Raw genomic sequence first — 17356 nt, 5'->3', positions numbered from 1 at the left:
ACGCCGTGTGCGTCTCTTTTTGCTTGGCCGAAAGTCCAAACATTCCGGTAGTTCCGACCTTGCTCCCAATGCGAGTATTTTAACTGTGTGTAATATAGATGTTTGTTATCCCAAAATTACCCTGTATAATAGGTTCTGTAAATAATTGACCAAAGGGTGATTAATGATGAAATTCAATGAATACCCGTATTCAAGACCCGACATCCAGAATGTCGAGAGTCAGTTCAAGGATTTATTGAAGCAATTTAACGAGGCTGCGAGCTTTGAGGAGCAGGATCTTGTTTTTGAGAAAATTAACGAGCTGCGCAGCCAATTTGAAACCCTCGGTACAATTGTGAGTATACGTCATTCGATTGATACTACCGATGAATTTTACAAGGCTGAACAGGATTTTATGGATGAAGTCGGACCGCTGTATCAAGAATATGTGACCGACTACTATAAAGCTGTTGTGCAGTCTAAATTCCGGGCTCAGCTCGAAGAAAAGTGGGGACATCAGCTGTTCAGTCTGATGGATGTGTCTCTGAAGACATTCAAGCCTGAAATTATTCAGGATCTCCAGCAGGAGAATAAACTGGTTACCCAGTATGGTCAGCTTATCGCGTCTGCCAAGATTCCTTTTGAAGGGGAAGAGAGAACCCTGCCGCAGCTGCGTCCGTTCGAATTATCTACAGACCGCGGTCTAAGACAGCGAGCGGCCGAAGCGCGCTATGCTTTTATGAGCGAGCATGAAGATGAGCTTGACCGGATCTATGATGAATTAGTCAAGGTGCGGACCCGGATCGCGGGAACCCTTGGTTATGAGAATTTCATTCAGCTGGCTTATGACCGGCTTAACCGCACCGACTATAATGCTGAGATGGTTGCGAGCTTCAGAGACCAGGTAAGGGAGTTCATAGTTCCTGCTACTCAGAGGCTGAAGGAACGTCAACAGGCCAGAATCGGTGTAGACCGGCTTACCTATTATGATGAAGAATTCAGCTTTGCTTCCGGAAATGCGAAGCCTAAGGGAGATCCCGACTGGATTGTTCAGAATGGGGCCAAGATGTATGCAGAGCTGTCTCCAGAGACGGATGAATTCTTTACTTTTATGCAGGAAAATGGGCTGATGGACCTTGTTGCCAAGAAAGGCAAGCAGGGCGGCGGTTACTGCACTTATCTTAGCGAATATGAAGCCCCGTTCATTTTCTCGAACTTTAATGGTACGTCCGATGATATCGATGTACTGACGCATGAGGTGGGTCATGCTTTCCAGGTATTCCAGAGCCGTCAGTACAAAGTGCCTGAATACAGCTTCCCGACACTGGAAGCGGCAGAGATTCATTCCATGAGCATGGAGTTCCTTACGTGGCCATGGATGGAGCTGTTCTTCAAGGAAGATACCGAGAAGTACAAATTCAATCACCTGTCCTCAGGTCTGCTCTTCATCCCTTATGGGGTCGCTGTAGATGAGTTCCAGCATTACGTCTATGGGAATCCGGATGCCACTCCTCAGGAGCGCAAGCTGGCTTGGCGGGAGATTGAGAAGAAATACCTGCCTCACTGTGACTATGCGGGCAATGCCTATCTGGAACAAGGCGGCTTCTGGCAGAAGCAGGGACATATCTTCAGCTCGCCGTTCTATTATATTGATTACACTTTGGCGCAGCTCTGTGCATTCCAGTTCTGGAAAAAGTCACAGGAGGACCCTACAGCGGCCTGGACCGCTTATCTTGAACTCTGCCGTCAGGGCGGGAGCCGTTCGTTCACGGAGCTTGTGAAGGTGGCGGGTCTGATATCACCATTTGAGCAGGGAAGTGTAGCTTCCGTAATTAATGAGATTGAGCACTGGCTGGGCCAGGTGGATGATAAGAAGCTGTAATGATTAATATATAATTTATGTAAGGCCTGTCTTGTCCGGAAGCAATTTCGGGTGAGGCGGGCTTTTCTTGTAAAAGGAAACATTTAGCTTGCGTTAAGCTACCATTCAGCATGGATTCAGTTAGGTGGGATAAGATGCATTTGTAAGGCAACCTAAACCTATTTAATTGAAAGGTGGTAATTCAATGAAATCGTCAAAGAAATCAACCAAAACTCTAGCAGCCGGTGTATTGGCCCTTTCTTTAACTCTTGGAGGAGGAGTTCTGGCGGTACAGCATACAAGTGCGGCGGCGGCCGGCAAAACTTCCTCAGCAGCAGGGGTGACCCATAAATCAGATCAGGATCGGGTAGGCAGACATCTGGGATTTGGTCAAATTGAATCTCAGCTGCTCACTTATTTGAAGCTGGATGAGGCCACATTCAAAGAGAAGCAGAAGACTCAGACTCTTGCTGAAATTGCAAGCGCTCAGGGGATTGCCCGCGCGGATCTGAAGGCCAAGCTGGTAAGCTGGATTGAAGCGGAACGCAAAGCGGATACGGCTGCTAGCGCGGCAGACAAGAACGGGAAAACGATAGACGCCTCCGCCTTTGCAGACAAGCTGCTTGACTCCAAGCTGGGAGAAGGGCTCAGAGGCCATGGACATGGACCACTCGGATTCATGAAGAACGACGAGGAGCTTGCGAAGCTGTTCGGCATGACTACAGATCAACTGAGCACCCAGTTGAAAGCTGGCAAGACCTTGGCGGCGATTGCAGGGGAACATAACGTAACGGTACAGGCGGTAATCGATCTGGAAGCAGCGAGCTTGGCCAGCCATCTGAAGAGCGAGCTGGATGCAGGAAAGATTACACAGGCTAAATATGATTCCGAGAAGGCAGCTCTGACCGAAAAAGCTACCCAGCTCGTGAACGGCGAGTTCCCTGCATTCGGTGAGGGAAGAGGACACGGAGGCGGGCACTTTGGTAACTTTGACGAGGTGGCCAAGCTGCTGGGCATTACGGAGGATGCACTCCGTACTGAATTACAATCCGGCAAGACTCTGGCAGCCGTAGCAACGGCGCACAATGTAACTGCGCAGCAAGTCATCGATCTTCTAGTTAAGGACCGTACAGCCAAGCTGGATGAGAGACTGGCCAGCGGTGCAATCACACAAGCCGAGTACGACAAGCTCAAGTCAGGCCTTACCGAGCTGGTAACCAAGGAAGTGAACAGCACTCAGCCTGAGAAGGGTGATTTCAAGGGGAGCCGCGGTGGAGACGGCCATAAAATGAAGGCCGGGACTACCACTTCTGCAGCTCAATAAATAACCATGGGAATTATAGCAGCACTCGAAGGCGCCGATTGGCGTCTTTTTGCATATAAAATAGTCTATAGGCCAGATAATAGTTGTGTTTAAATGAATGCGTCTGTATAATAATACATAAATTCAATTCGGATATGCATAAATATAAATAAGTGAGATGGAGAAAGTGGGGATTCAAGTGAGCGGGGATTTCGTAAAAGTGGCTATCGTCGGTTCCACCGGGTATGGCGGGGTGGAGCTGATTCGTTTTTTATTGGAGCATCCAAAGGTTGAGATCGTATCGGTTATTTCGGCATCGAGCAGCGGGGCGCCGATTACGGATGGGTTTCCTCATTTAATCAATCTCGTTGTGCAGAACCTCGATGGGGTTGATGTGCAGGAGATTGCAGCCAAGGCGGACGTGGTCTTCACGGCTACGCCTTCGGGAGTCAGCGGTAAGCTGGTGCCTCAGCTGGTTGAAGCCGGCCTGAAGGTCATTGACCTGTCCGGTGATTTCCGGATTAAAGACGGTGCTGTGTATGAAGAGTGGTATAAGCATGACGCACCCGACCATGACCTGCTGCAGAAGGCTGTATACGGACTTAGTGAAGTGTACGGGGAGAAGGTTAAGGACGAGCAGCTGATCTCCAATCCGGGATGTTATCCGACGGCAACGCTGCTGGGGCTGATTCCTGCGGTGAAGGCAGGCTGGATTGATCCGGCGACCCTGATTATCGACGCGAAATCCGGGGTGTCCGGAGCGGGCAGAGGCACAAGTCTGATGACCCACTATGCGGAGATCAATGAGAATTTTAAAGCCTACAAAGTCAACAAACATCAACATATACCTGAAATTGAGCAGGTATTGACCGATATTCATGGATCACCAGTGACGGTCACCTTCACAACTCACCTGGCACCGATGACACGCGGGATTATGAGTACGATGTATGCGACATTAACGGGTTCTCATACTAATGAAGAATTAGTAGAGTTATATAAGCAGTTCTATGAAGGGCGCCGGTTCGTACGCATTCGCCCTGCAGGGCAATGGCCGGCGACGAAGGAAGTCTTCGGATCGAATTATTGTGATATCGGCTTTGCGGTGGATGCGCGTACGAATAGAGTGACGATTGTCTCTGTAATTGATAATGTGGTAAAAGGGGCCGCCGGTCAGGCGATCCAGAATTTGAACTTGATGATGGGCTGGGACGAAACCCTCGGGCTGAAGAACGCCCCGGTATATCCATAGAACGGAGGACATGATGGGAGTAGCAAGTTTGTTTAAAGTGGTTGAGGGCGGTTCTGTAACGGCACCGAAAGGGTTCAAAGCGGGTGGACTGCACTGCGGTCTGAAGAAAACAACACGCAATGACCTGGCTGCGATTCTATGTGAAGTACCGACGGTTGCCGCAGCCGTCTACACCACGAATGTATTTCAGGCTGCGCCGATCAAGGTGACCCAGGATAGCCTCTCAGCCAGCCGCACACTTCGAGCGGTGGTGGTGAACAGCGGGAATGCGAATGCCTGCACAGGCAAGCAGGGTGAAGCGGATGCTTATGCGATGCGCGAAGAGACTGCTAAGGTGCTGGGCGTATCCCCTTCGGATGTCGCGGTGGCTTCGACCGGCGTGATCGGAGAATTAATGAAGATGGACCGGGTCAGCAGCGGGATATCCGGACTTCCTGCAGTTATGTCTACGGATGAGGACGGGGCCGAGCAGTTCTGCCAAGCGATCCTGACTACAGATTTGGTCAAAAAGGAAGTCTGTGTCTCTTTGGTCATTGATGACCGTGAAGTGAAAATCGCTGGAGCGGCGAAGGGATCAGGAATGATCCATCCGAACATGGCAACCATGCTTGGATTCGTTACTACCGATGCAGCGATCCACCCGGATGCGCTTCAGTCCCTGATCAAGGATACAACCGATTTGACCTTCAATATGATTACCGTTGACGGAGATACCAGTACGAATGACATGCTGCTGGCTATGGCCAGCGGGCTTGCCGGCAACAAGGAACTGACGGAGAAGCACCCGGATTGGGATGGTTTTGCCGCCGCATTCAGGCATGTATGCCAGGTTCTGGCCCAGGCGATTGCCCGTGATGGCGAGGGCGCGACTCGTCTTGTCGAGGTAGAGGTTAGCGGGGCGGTAAGTGACTTATCCGCGCGGGCTATCGCGAAGACGATCGTAGGGTCCAGCCTGGTGAAATCCGCTGTATTCGGAGCGGACGCCAACTGGGGCCGTATTATTGCAGCGCTTGGACGCGCAGGCGAGCCGGTGAATCCCGAGACGGTCGATATCCATCTAGGAGAGATTGCGGTGCTGACCGGATCGAAGCCCGTCGCATTTGACGAAGACGAGGCGCTGGCCTATCTTAAAGGCGACACGGTTCGCATTGTAGTAGATTTGAAGAATGGCGAGGGATCAGCCACCGCATGGGGCTGTGACTTGACTTATGACTATGTGCGGATCAACGCCGCTTATCGGACTTAAGGTCATCAATATATAAGGTGCGTTTAAAACTTACATTTGGACGTTTGTAACTACAGGGAAGTTAAGCGCCGCACTCAGCGGAGAGGCCGGAATCGTTCTGAAGAAGCGAAGCGTTCGCCTTTGTCCACGGATTTCACCCGCCTAGCGGCCTAATCAGGAAATCGGTGGACAACAGCGATCGTAAGAATGATCCGGCAGCGCAGCGGTTCAACAGCGATCGTAAGAATGATCCGACAGCGCAGCGGCTCAACAGCGATCGTAAGAACGATCCGTCATCGCAGCGGCTCAACAACGTACGTACTAGTATTTCGATATAGAACCAGAATCACCCAAAGGAGAAGGGAGCAGGATCATGAATTCAGCATTGCAAGGTGAGCAGAAGGAGTTGGCCGGAGAACAGGCCTACAAGACATTCGTCATGAAATGCGGAGGCAGTACGTTGAACGAGCTGCCAGATTCTTTTTTTGAGGATCTAATCGCACTTCAGCAAAAAGGAATTCAGCCCGTGATTGTTCACGGCGGAGGCCCTGCAATCTCGGAGAATCTCGCGAAGCTTGGCATTGAGACCAAATTTGTCGGCGGGCTGCGTTATACGTCCGAAGAGGTGCTGGATGTCGTCGAGATGGTGCTGTCAGGCAGCATTAACAAGCAGATTGTCCGCCGGATTCAGACACTCGGTGGGCAGGCGCTGGGACTGTCCGGGGTAGATGGCTTCCTGATTCAAGCCAAACCTGTAGCCGCAAGCGCTGAAGTCGGCCTGGTCGGAGATGTGACCGAAGTGAAGGCTTCCATCATTGAAGGTGTGACGTCCCTCGGATATATGCCGATCATTGCTCCTGTGGGTGTGGGTGAGAATGGACAGCGGTATAATATAAATGCGGACACGGCGGCGGGGGCCGTAGCCTCCAAGCTGGGAGTCCAGCAAATGATAGTTGTGACGGATGTGCCAGGAATTATGAGTACCGTGAACGGAGAGAAGCGGGTTCTTCCAACCGTAACGGTACAGCAGATTGAAGATATGATTCTGACTGGCGAGATTTACGGCGGAATGATTCCGAAGGTTCGTGCTGCAGTGGCCTGTATTCATGGCCAGGTAAAAGAGGTTGTTATTGTGAACGGCAGCGAGCCGAATGTGCTCAGCCGCGTGCTGTCGGGAGAAGCCATCGGGACCCGGATTGTCCGAATGAAGACCAGCCGTTCCTAGCAAGCAGCGGCAGGGATTTGTCGGAGTTAAAGCGGGTACTTTTATGAATCATACAATTTTAAGGAGGTAACGAAAGCGATGGCAGAATCCAATTTGCAGGAACTGGGGCACGCTGATAACAAGGAACAAGAGGCCAAGAACAATCGCGCCGAGTCGGTAAGCGCGCTGTTTCCGAATTACGGGGTTCGGTTCCCGATCTCTTTGGTAAAAGGACAGGGGAGCTGGCTCTGGGACGATCAGGGTAACCGTTATTTGGATTTTTTCAGCGGTATTGCGGTCACCAATCTAGGCCATGCGCCTGAGAAGGTCAAGAATAAGATCAAGGATCAGCTGGATCAGCTATGGCATGTATCTAATCTCTTCGAAATCCCGCAGCAGGAGACAGCGGCTCGTCTGCTGACCGAAATAAGCTGTGCTGACCTCGCCTTCTTCTGCAACAGCGGCGCCGAGGCCAACGAGGCGGCAATCAAGCTGGCCCGCCGTTACCACCAGAAGATCAAGGGCGAACAGCGCTATGAGATTATTACGTTCAAGCAATCGTTCCACGGGCGTACACTCGCAACGCTTACAGCAACCGGACAGGATAAGGTGAAGGAAGGCTTCCTTCCGCTTCCTGAGGGATTTAAGACCGTGGAGCTTCATGATATTGAGGCGCTTAAGGCTGCGATTGGGCCTAATACAGCAGGCATCATGCTCGAAATGGTTCAGGCCGAAGGCGGCATTCATCTTGTGAAGCCGGAGTTTTTGAACGAAGTAGCGGCGCTGTGCAAGGAACATGGCATTCTGCTCATTGTGGATGAGGTTCAGACCGGAATGGGCCGCACAGGTAAATGGTTCGGTCACCAGCACTACGACGTGGAACCGGATATTTTCACATTGGCCAAAGGGGTAGCGAGCGGAGTCGCTGCTGGTGCTATGCTGGCCAAAGGCTATTTGCGTGAGGCGTTCTCGGCCGGCAGTCATGCTTCCACGTTCGGAGGGAATCTGATTGCATCGACAGCGATTGTGGCAACGGTAGAAGCTATGAAGGAAGACCATGTGCCGCAGAGAGCCGCGGAGATGGGGGAGTATTTACAGAACAAGCTACAGGAGAAGCTTGCTGGTCATTCATTTGTACAGGATATCCGGGGCAAAGGCCTTATAGTCGGAATTGAATGCGGCGGACCTGTCGCTGAGCTTGTTGTGGAAGGACAAAAGAATGGCATCCTATTCATCACGGCCGGGCCAAATGTGATTCGGCTGCTGCCAAGTTTGCTAGTAACGCATGAAGAAATCGACCAGGCTGTGGACATTATCGATGGAATTATCCAGCGCCACCAGGCCAAGAAGGAGTAGATGGAGATGAGTCTAACTGAAGCCAATGCCGCATTTGACCTTAAGGGCCGGGACTGCGTTGAACTGACAGATTTCAGTACAGAGGAAATCCAATATCTTCTTGATCTCGCTATTGAGATCAAGAAGAAGCATAAGAATGGGGAAGAATACCAGCCGCTGAAGGGGAAGACGGTCGGACTTATTTTTGAGAAATCCTCAACCAGAACCCGGGTCTCTTTCGAGGTGGGTACATATCAGCTGGGCGGTCACGCCCTCTTCCTGAGCAAGAACGATATCCAGCTTGGACGCGGCGAGACGATCAGCGATACGGCCAAGGTCATGTCCCGTTATCTGGATGGGATCATGATTCGTACATTCGGCCACAACAACGTGGTGGATCTGGCCCGGCACGCGACGGTGCCTGTCATTAACGGTCTGAGCGATCTGGCCCATCCATGCCAGGTGCTGGCGGATTTCCAGACCGTGCTTGAGCATAAGGGAACTCTCAAAGGATTGAAGCTTGCTTATGTCGGCGACGGCAATAACATGGCTCATTCCTTGATGATCGGCGGCGCGAAGCTGGGAGTTCATGTCTCCATTGCAAGTCCTGAAGGCTATGAGCCGGACCAGCAGGTGCTCGCTCAGGCCCAGGAGATCGCAGAGTCTACCGGAGCCAAGATCGAAGTGCTTCGCAGTCCGGAAGAAGCGGTGAAGGATGCAGATGTAATTTACACCGACGTATGGGCCAGCATGGGATTTGAAGAGGAGCAGAAAGCCCGGGAGGCTGCGTTCCAGAACTACCAGGTGAATGCCGACCTTGCCAAGCATGCGAAGCCGGACTATTTGTTCCTGCACTGTCTGCCTGCTCACCGCGGGGAAGAGGTCAGCGAAGATGTCATTGACGGGCAGCATTCCATTATATTTGATCAGGCCGAGAATCGGCTTCATGCGCAGAAAGCGCTGATGGCGGCTCTCATCGGATAAGCTTTTGTGATAGACTTAGGACTAGATAATATGCAGTTGGGTTATTAAGGGAGGATACCAAATATCATGGCAAAAGAAAAAATCGTACTGGCGTACTCCGGCGGACTGGATACGTCGGTCATTCTAAAGTGGCTGAAAGAGACCTATGATGCCGAGATTATCGCGTTCACGGCGGATATTGGTCAGAAGGACGAATTGGACGGGCTGGAGGCAAAAGCGCTGGCTACCGGCGCCTCCAAAGTGTACATCGATGATCTGCGCGATGAGTTCGCCCAGGATTTCATCTACCCGATGTTCCAGGCTGGTGCCCAATATGAAGGCCAATACCTGCTCGGTACAAGTATCGCCCGCCCGCTGATTGCGAAGCGTATGGTCGATATCGCCCGTGCGGAAGGCGCAACAGCTATTGCCCACGGGGCAACAGGCAAAGGCAACGACCAAGTGCGCTTTGAGCTTGCGGCAGCGGCCCTCGCTCCAGAGATTAATGTAATCGCGCCTTGGCGCCTAAGTGAGTTCCGCGACCGCTTCCCGGGCCGCGCAGAGATGATTGCTTATGCGGAAGAGCATGGCATTCCAGTAACGGCTTCGGCAGCCAAGCCTTATTCGACCGACCGTAACCTGCTGCACATCAGCTATGAGAGCGGAGTGCTGGAGGATCCTTGGTTCGATGCAAGCGCAGAGGACAGCAAGGACATGTATCTGCTGAGTGTATCCCCGGAAGATGCGCCGAATGAAGCGGAATATGTAGAGCTTGAGTTCGTTCAAGGCAACGTGGTTGCCGTGAATGGCCAGAAGCTCAGCCCGCTGGGCGTGATGGAGACCCTCAATGAGCTTGGCGGCAAGCACGGCATCGGCCGTGTGGACATGGTCGAGAACCGCTTTGTCGGCATGAAGAGCCGCGGCGTGTACGAGACACCGGGCGGAACGATTCTTTTCACAGCACACCGGAAGATGGAGTCCCTTACGATGGACCGCGAAGTCATGAACCTTCGCGACAGCCTGATTACACGTTATAGCACGCTCGTATACAATGGCTTCTGGTTCGCTCCTGAACGTCTTGCCCTGCAAGCGCTGGTTAACGAAAGCCAGAAGAACGTGTCGGGAACTGTACGTCTGAAGCTGTACAAAGGCAATGTGATCGGTGCGGGCGTGAAGAGCCCGGTCAGCTTGTATAATCCGGATATCGCTACCATGGAAGCTGATCCGACGCAAGCCTATGATCAAGGGGACGCTACCGGATTCATCCGCTTGAATGCCCTGCGGCTTAAAGTAAGCTCCGGCGTTGAACAGAATAAGTAAGTGTATAAAACGAACTTAGAAAATGACATATAGGGAGGCGTGACGGAGGGGAAGCTTGGAACTGTAGGAGCGAAAGCGACCGCCTTTGTCTCCAAATTTCAACCTTACAATGCGTTATAAGCAAGAAATTTGGAGACAACAGCGGCCGAAAGTCCAAGCATTCCCTGTAGTTACGACCGTTCAATATGAATGTTATAAATGCGTCCTATATAGATTATAAATACAGCATAACCACGAGGCCGTTCTCTTCACCGGGAGCGGCCCGCGGTCTGCATCGATAGAAGGAGTGGATTTAGTGAGCAAGCTGTGGGGAGGCCGTTTTACAAAGCAGACGAACCGTTTGGTAGAGGAGTATACGGCTTCAATCGGTTTTGATAAAGCATTGGCCGAGGAAGATGTTCAAGGAAGTCTGGCGCATGTAAGCATGCTGGGGAAATGCGGCATCCTGCCGTCTGATGATGTAGACCGGATCAAGGAAGGCCTTCATCTCGTTCTGAACAAGATTCGCCGCGGAGAAATTGAGTTCTCCGTTGGAGATGAAGATATTCATATGAATATCGAGAAGAATCTGATCGAGGAGATTGGTTCAGTAGGCGGGAAGCTGCATACAGGCCGCAGCCGTAACGATCAGGTGGCCACAGATATGCACTTGTATCTGCGCAAGCGCGTAGTGGAAGTTACAGGACTACTCCATGCTGTGCAGGAAGCGCTGATTGGTCAGGCCGAAGCCAATTTGGATACAATTGTGCCGGGCTATACCCATCTGCAGCGGGCGCAGCCGATTCTGTTCGCTCATCACTTGATGGCTTATGTCTCCATGTTCCAACGTGATATTGAGCGTTTCCAGGACAGCTATAAGCGGGTAAATGTACTTCCTCTGGGTGCAGGCGCCCTGGCAGGAACGACATTCCCGATTGACCGTCATTACGTAGCTGAGCAGCTCCATTTTGACGCAGTATATGAGAACAGTCTGGATGCAGTCAGTGACCGGGACTTCATTCTGGAATTCCTGTCGAATTCCTCTATTCTAATGATGCACTTGTCCCGGTTGTGTGAAGAGCTGGTTCTATGGAGCAGCACGGAATTCCGCTTTGTAGAGCTGGACGATGCCTATTGCACCGGCAGCAGCATCATGCCGCAGAAGAAGAATCCGGATGTGGCCGAGCTTGTGCGTGGGAAGACCGGCCGGGTATACGGCAACCTGGTTGGCCTGCTCACCGTGCTGAAGTCCCTTCCACTGGCTTACAACAAAGACATGCAGGAAGATAAGGAAGGCATGTTCGATACCGTAGCTACCCTTGAAGGCGCTCTGCAGTTGTTCGCAGGCATGATTGCTACGATGAAGGTGAACAAGCAGCGGATGCGTGAAGCTGTGAACCAGGACTTCTCGAATGCGACGGATATCGCGGACTTCCTTGTCGGCAAAGGACTGCCATTCCGTCAGGCTCACGAGGTAATTGGCAAGACGGTCCTCTACTGCATTCAGAACAACAAGTATCTGCTGGATTTGACCCTCGATGAGTTCAAGACCTTCTCTCCGCTGTTCGATGACAGCATCTACGGTGTCCTTCAGCCGGAGACGGTAGTTAACGCGCGTAATGTATACGGGGGAACGGCATCCAGCCAGGTTGCTGAAGCGATTGCCAGAGCTCAGGAGAAGCTAAAGACTACCGAGCAATGGGTGACTGAATATATAGAGAAGAGCAAATAGAACGCGGTTATAGAGGATTCTCGCCGGACCTTCGGGTTCAGCGGGGGTCCTTTTTTATTTTCATAGGCGATACAGTCAGTCACTTAATAATTTCATTGGGATATGCCGATATATAAATTAAAAAAATGTAGGGAGTATGTGAACCTTAATGTCCGACAAATTGCTGGCACTGCATGAGCGAAATAAACTGATGGTATGGCTCCTCTGGATCTCGCTGTTACTCGGGATCGGGGTGTCTTCTTCTAACCATCTTAGGCTGACGCTGGCTATATGCGGATTACCGATCTGTATTCTATGTGTGCTTCTGGTATGGAGAAAGATTGCTGTCCGCTATGTGATGTACCTGGTGTCTATAGGGCTTAGCCTGATCACCTTTTTCTTTATTGAGGAGAGCGAGGCATTTAGCGGGTATTTTCTGATCTTCTTCTCATTTGCGATCATCTCGATCTATCACAACTATCGTCCTCTTCTCCTGAACGGCCTGGTGGCCATGGGAATGACGACATACTTCGTGCTGACGAAAGAAACCTTTAAGGGTGAGAGCGTCTTCTATATGAATGCTTATCTCATCGTCATCCTGGGTGCGTTGATCGCTCAGAGTCTTATCGGTGCGAAAATGAACCGGCAGCAGGAGGCCAGCGCAGCCGAATCGGCAGCCGCCAAGGAAAGAACGGAGGAGGTGCTGGTAGAAGTGAAGGACTCTGTCCATGTGCTGGGGGCATCGATTACGAACCTGCAAAAGAATGCCGCAGACACAGGGGAAATATCAGGTCAGGTTGTTCTTGCTTTCAACGAGATCGCCAGCGGAATTGCGACGCAGTCCGCCAGTGTCTCGGATATTTCTGAGGCGATGGAGCAGGTGAATCAGAACGTAGGCGCCGCTACAGAGGCATCTATTCATCTGAGTGACAAATCTAGAGTTACCGCTGAATTTACAACCCAGGGTCAGGGGCAAATGAAGGATCTAGCCAGCAAAATCAATCAAATCAATCATATTGTCTCGGATACCTCGGGTGTCATGGAAGAGGTCAATCAGGAGAATCAGAAGATTGGAAGTATTGTAGAAATGATCGGCGAAATCGCCAATCAGACGAATCTCCTCTCTCTCAATGCTTCCATTGAAGCGGCCCGGGCAGGCGAGCACGGACAAGGGTTCTCGGTGGTGGCCACCGAGATCCGCAAGCTGGCCCAGCATGCACAGGAAGCCTCGACCGAAATTGCCGGTATCCTGGCAGCCATACAGAGCCGAATTGCCCAGGCATCAAGCCTGGTCGGTGACGGCCTCACGGTAGTTACAGAAGGAAGAGAGTCGGCACGTAGCGTAGAACAATTGTTTGACGGGATCCATGCCAATACGGCCGAAGTGCTCCAGCAGGCAGAACAAATTCGCGACATGAATGCTAGACTACAGCAGTCTTCTCAAACGGTGCTGCAAGAGGTGACCACGGTAGCTGCATTTACTGAAGAGTCTGCTGCATCAGTTGAAGAGGTGCTGGCAAGCTCGCATGCTCAGCAGCAGCATGTCGTGGACATTGTAGACTGGGTCAAACAATTAGATGAAATGATGAACAAGCTCGAAGAGGTAATCAAATAACCGGAAGCGGCAGGTAGAAATTCATAGCTGAAGCAGGAGCGGCAACCCAGAACAGGATGTTCTGGGTTGCCGCTTTTTTACAGTTAAAAGTTACCAAGATCAATGACAATAGCATATATTAAAACAATCTGCTAAAAAAGCTCCTTCAATAGTGAAGGAGCCTGGATGTGACCCATTAGTATACGTTGATCTCGGTTAACCAGTAACCAGTGCTTACGTATGGAACCACAAATTCAAAGTCTGCGTCTATTTCCGAAAATGCATCAAAACCTTCAGGATGGACACTATATTGGAAGCTTGCAATATTGCTGAGTTTTGTGGCATATACGATTTTTACATCAGAGGTAGACATATTCTGAATTTTATCAGACCACTCATTAATAATAGATTGTTTATTTTTTTGTCTGGTATTCTTAATAATTTCGTGAAGGTCCTCTTTTGTGCCACTTGGGCCCTTCCAGAAGCTATCCTTAGAGGCTGGAGCAGTAGAAATAGAAGAGTCAATGAATTTATCCAGTCGGCCGAATTCTCCTGTTTTAACTGCATAGGCATAGGCTTTGAAGAACGAAAGGGCCTGGCCTTTATTTTGGGACGCAACAGTATCCTTATCAAAGTCTGTTGACAGTTTAGTAACAAAGCCGCCAGATGCTTCGCTGCCGCTATCAGAACTGCTTCCAGAGTTGCTGCCTGAACCTGTATTAGCAGAAGTGGAGGATGGTGAACTATTTGAGGAGTTGTCCTTGTCAGGAATTCCAGTATTGGATGGGGTAGAGCTATTCGAGGTAACTTCTACAGTTTGTGTACTATTGTTCCATTTAACCGTCGCTCCTAAACCTTCTGCTAGAGCCTTTGCAGATACGTAGCTATGTCCATTGTACTCAATAGGGTACATGGTTCCTTCATCACTGGAAAGATCGATTGCTTGTCCGTCTACCTTTACTTTAAGAGCTGAATTTTGATACGCCGTGATTTTCTTAATTGTAGAGTCTGCATAAGCAACGGCTCCTACAGCAATAGCCATGGAGAGCACCGTTGTGCTTAATAGGATTTTTGTAGATAGTTTCTTTTTCAATATGAGCACCTCTTCTATGTATTTATGCATACTAAAGTTCAACCCGGTAAGGATATAAGTTCTATATATCTGGTTCTTCAGACATATTAAGTATGCAATTACCATAATAATACATACCAAGCAACTATGGGTCAATAGTCTATGATGATAGATTGGTAGACGTTTCATTTGAGAATTACGAGCTATAACAACTCATCTAAGAGGTAAAACCCTACGAACAAGCACAACGACGTTTTTTTATAGAGAGCGGTAACCTAGAACAGGATGTTCTGAGTTGCCGCTTTTTCATTTGGATAGATACACTAATTTACGAATACACTATTGCATAACGTAACAATGTTATGTTACACTGACCGTGCAAGAAGGAGGTATCTTAATAATGAATGATGAACTGATCTCCAAAAAAGAACTGCTGGACCTTACAGGAATCTCCTACGGGCAGCTGTACCGCTGGAAAAGAAAAAGTTTGATACCGGAAGAATGGTTTATCCGAAAGTCTTCTTTTACGGGACAGGAGACCTTTTTTCCTAAAGATAAAATCCTCTCCCGGATTGACAAAATCCTTAATATGAAAGATGGATTATCACTGGATGAGCTGGCCGACGTCTTCTCACCCAGCCTGAAAGAGATCTCTCTGACAGCTGAACAGCTTTTGGAACGTAACATTGTTACTAACATTGCGCTGGACGTGTATCTGAAGGCATCGGGACATGAAGGTTCCTTTATGTTCGAGAAGATTCTCTCTGTATTTGTGCTGGAGAGGCTGCTGCAGAGCGGCGATATCTCACTGGAAGAAGGGAGGCTGCTCGTTCAGACTCTTACGGAGCACTACCCGGCCTTTGCGGGGCGGGACTGTGAACTGCTGCTGATTCGCAAGATGGGGGTGGCAGCGTTCATACTGTTGTCCAAGAATAGCGAGATTTATTTTGACCGGGGTGTGAAGGAAGTTGTCCGGTTATCCATGGCCCAGGTTACGGAAGAACTTAAGCTGAAAATTGGAGAAGGCGGGGAATAGCTGTGGAACAATCTATACGGGATATGAAGCTAAATGGTGTAGGCAAAGCGGCGGGAGGCCGATACAAACGGGTTCAGATCGATGGGATCGGAACAATCAACGGGGAAGTACATTGTGAGGAACTCATTTGCAATGGCCAAGTCAGACTGAATGCCCCTCTTACAGCTGGCCGAATTACCGTTAACGGAACCGGGAAGATTACCGGGCCTGTACACAGCGGAGATTTACGTACCGACGGGATGCTAAATATAGAAGAAGAGGTTCGCTTCGACAAGCTGATGATCAATGGGATGCTCAAGTGCGGTGCAGGGGCGAGAGGGGAGCACGCTGAAATATACGGCACGCTGAAGCTTAAGGAGGACCTGCAGTGTGAGATTCTTGAGGTATGGGGGAATCTTCAGGTCGAAGGACTCTTGAATGCAGGTACGATTAGACTTGAGATGATCGGGAAATGTAAAGCCCGGGAAATCGGCGGTGAACACATCGTGATACGTAAGCGCGGCACAGCTCCCAAGCTGCTTGAATTGTTCTCGGGAAAGCTCGCTTCCAGGCTTACGGCGGACGTAATTGAGGGCGATGATATTGACCTTGAGAATACGAAAGCCCGCATTGTGCGCGGCAGCAGGGTGCGAATTGGGCCCGGGTGCGAGATTGATTATGTTGAATACAAAGACACCTATGAGGCTAATCCCAAGTCAGATGTGGCAAGAGCCAAGCATATATAAGAAGAGACACTTCGGCACAAAGGAGCGATAAGTTATGGAAGCGAGGAATACGTTGCAAGAAAGGCCGGATGTGAAGATTGTAGGCACCGGCGGATCTGCCGGGGGAATAGTCGGGAAGCTGAGCATTACAGGTGACGGAGAGCTGAATGGAGATATTGATGCACTGAGCTTCAAGTGTACAGGGAATGCGGTGGTCTATGGAAAGGTGAAGACGCAATCCCTGAAGCTTACCGGCGAACTAATTGTGAAGGGGCCTCTTACAGGAGAGAAGCTCAGTGCCGTAGGCATGCTTCATGTGGGCGGTGACCTGTATGCACAAGCAGCCAAGATTAGTGGAGAAACCCGGGTTGAAGGCCAAATAAACGGTGAACAAATTGAATTGTCCGGTTATAATACCGTTAGAGGTGGCTGTCAGGCGGAAAGATTCAAGCTCCATGGCTCGCTGCATATGGATGGAATGCTGAATGCGGAGACTGTGGAGATGAAGCTGTTCGGTGAAAGCCGTATTAAGGAAATCGGCGGGGGACACATTCGGATTATGCGTTCTGGCGGTGTTTGGGCCGTTCTTGGCATGTTCAATTCAGGCGGATTGAAACGGCTTATTGTTGATTCCATAGAGGGCGATGTTATAGAGCTTGAGAATACCGAAGCTGATTTTGTACGGGGAAGCAAGGTTACAATCGGTCCGGGCTGCAGGATAGGCCTGGTTGAATATATAGATTCATTTCATCAGGACCCAACCTCCAAGATAGAGCAGTACAACCAAATAGGATAGGGAAAAGGAGAAGTTAGAACCT

The 17356-nt window shown here is 50.2% G+C and carries 14 protein-coding genes; 13 read left to right on the top strand and 1 reads right to left on the bottom strand.

Annotated features, from left to right (window positions below; genetic code table 11):
* Window positions 1–166: 166 nt before the first annotated feature.
* The 10 genes from ACEN86_RS18150 (at window position 167) to ACEN86_RS18105 (ending at window position 13747) form a co-directional block, all read left to right on the top strand.
* A complete protein-coding gene (locus tag ACEN86_RS18150; protein ID WP_495634347.1) occupies window positions 167–1861 on the top strand; it encodes a M3 family oligoendopeptidase in 1695 nt (564 codons plus the stop codon).
* Between the two features lie 184 nt (window positions 1862–2045).
* Window positions 2046–3164 (top strand): hypothetical protein, encoded by a 1119-nt coding sequence (locus tag ACEN86_RS18145; protein WP_495631888.1) that lies wholly within the window; start codon window positions 2046–2048, stop codon window positions 3162–3164.
* Between the two features lie 172 nt (window positions 3165–3336).
* Window positions 3337–4395: an N-acetyl-gamma-glutamyl-phosphate reductase gene (argC, locus tag ACEN86_RS18140; protein ID WP_495634346.1), complete on the top strand. Its 1059-nt coding sequence runs from the start codon at window positions 3337–3339 to the stop codon at window positions 4393–4395.
* Between the two features lie 13 nt (window positions 4396–4408).
* Window positions 4409–5641, top strand: coding sequence for a bifunctional glutamate N-acetyltransferase/amino-acid acetyltransferase ArgJ (gene argJ, locus ACEN86_RS18135; protein WP_495634345.1), 1233 nt, complete (start codon window positions 4409–4411; stop codon window positions 5639–5641).
* A 352-nt stretch (window positions 5642–5993) separates the two neighbouring features.
* Window positions 5994–6845 carry an acetylglutamate kinase gene (gene argB / locus ACEN86_RS18130; RefSeq protein ID WP_495631887.1) on the top strand — a complete coding sequence of 284 codons (852 nt, stop codon included), beginning with the start codon at window positions 5994–5996 and terminating at the stop codon, window positions 6843–6845.
* Between the two features lie 78 nt (window positions 6846–6923).
* Window positions 6924–8180, top strand: coding sequence for an aspartate aminotransferase family protein (locus ACEN86_RS18125; RefSeq protein ID WP_495631886.1), 1257 nt, complete (start codon window positions 6924–6926; stop codon window positions 8178–8180).
* 6 nt (window positions 8181–8186) lie between these two features.
* Window positions 8187–9143, top strand: coding sequence for an ornithine carbamoyltransferase (gene argF, locus ACEN86_RS18120; protein ID WP_495631885.1), 957 nt, complete (start codon window positions 8187–8189; stop codon window positions 9141–9143).
* A 66-nt stretch (window positions 9144–9209) separates the two neighbouring features.
* Window positions 9210–10442: an argininosuccinate synthase gene (locus tag ACEN86_RS18115; protein WP_495631884.1), complete on the top strand. Its 1233-nt coding sequence runs from the start codon at window positions 9210–9212 to the stop codon at window positions 10440–10442.
* 295 nt (window positions 10443–10737) lie between these two features.
* Window positions 10738–12153, top strand: a complete 1416-nt coding sequence (gene argH / locus ACEN86_RS18110; RefSeq protein ID WP_495631883.1) for an argininosuccinate lyase — start codon at window positions 10738–10740, stop codon at window positions 12151–12153.
* Between the two features lie 148 nt (window positions 12154–12301).
* The gene (locus ACEN86_RS18105; RefSeq protein ID WP_495631882.1) at window positions 12302–13747 is read left to right on the top strand and encodes a methyl-accepting chemotaxis protein; all 1446 of its coding nucleotides are present in this window, start codon (window positions 12302–12304) and stop codon (window positions 13745–13747) included.
* Between the two features lie 175 nt (window positions 13748–13922).
* Here ACEN86_RS18105 and ACEN86_RS18100 read toward each other — a convergent pair whose 3' ends face one another.
* Window positions 13923–14819, bottom strand: a complete 897-nt coding sequence (locus ACEN86_RS18100) for a stalk domain-containing protein (RefSeq protein WP_495631881.1) — start codon at window positions 14817–14819, stop codon at window positions 13923–13925.
* A gap of 379 nt (window positions 14820–15198) precedes the next feature.
* Here ACEN86_RS18100 and ACEN86_RS18095 point away from each other — a divergent pair, with 379 nt between their 5' ends.
* The 3 genes from ACEN86_RS18095 to ACEN86_RS18085 are packed head-to-tail and all read left to right on the top strand — an operon-like array spanning window position 15199 to window position 17334.
* Window positions 15199–15834, top strand: coding sequence for a YhbD family protein (locus ACEN86_RS18095; RefSeq protein WP_495631880.1), 636 nt, complete (start codon window positions 15199–15201; stop codon window positions 15832–15834).
* A 2-nt stretch (window positions 15835–15836) separates the two neighbouring features.
* Window positions 15837–16559: a polymer-forming cytoskeletal protein gene (locus ACEN86_RS18090; protein ID WP_495631879.1), complete on the top strand. Its 723-nt coding sequence runs from the start codon at window positions 15837–15839 to the stop codon at window positions 16557–16559.
* Between the two features lie 34 nt (window positions 16560–16593).
* Window positions 16594–17334 (top strand): cytoplasmic protein, encoded by a 741-nt coding sequence (locus tag ACEN86_RS18085; protein WP_495631878.1) that lies wholly within the window; start codon window positions 16594–16596, stop codon window positions 17332–17334.
* The last annotated feature ends 22 nt before the right edge of the window (window positions 17335–17356 follow it).

It is taken from the genome of Paenibacillus sp. Paensp111 (assembly GCF_059492195.1).
This window is presented reverse-complemented; position numbering and strand designations above follow the sequence as displayed.